This is a genomic window from Neisseria sp. P0014.S009 (genome assembly GCF_051958155.1).
Lineage (GTDB): Bacteria > Pseudomonadota > Gammaproteobacteria > Burkholderiales > Neisseriaceae > Neisseria > Neisseria flavescens_C.
In genome coordinates, this window is sequence record NZ_JBQCVS010000189.1 from 1 (window position 1) to 251 (window position 251).

Sequence of the window (251 nt, forward strand, 5' to 3'; positions counted from 1 at the left end):
TCGGAAACGCGGTTGTAGTAGCTCAACGCGGTCTGCATGTTTTGATTTTGCGCTTGGTAGAGTCCCAATACGCCCCATGCGAAGCTGCTTTGTTCGCGGCTTAAGCCGGATTCCATGCCGGACAGCGTGGAGGCTGCGGAGGAGGATTTGCGCGCGTCTTTGCCGATGACGTTCAAAAGGCTATATTCGCGCGCACCTTGCGAGCCGCCCTCAAACGGGCTGCCCAATGCAGCTGCCAAACTGCGTGCGTC

General features: G+C 58.2%; 1 pseudogene. It reads right to left on the reverse strand.

The annotated features are described in order from the left end of the window. Positions 1-251, reverse strand: a pseudogene (locus ACTHS4_RS12250) (lytic transglycosylase domain-containing protein); the annotation flags it as partial.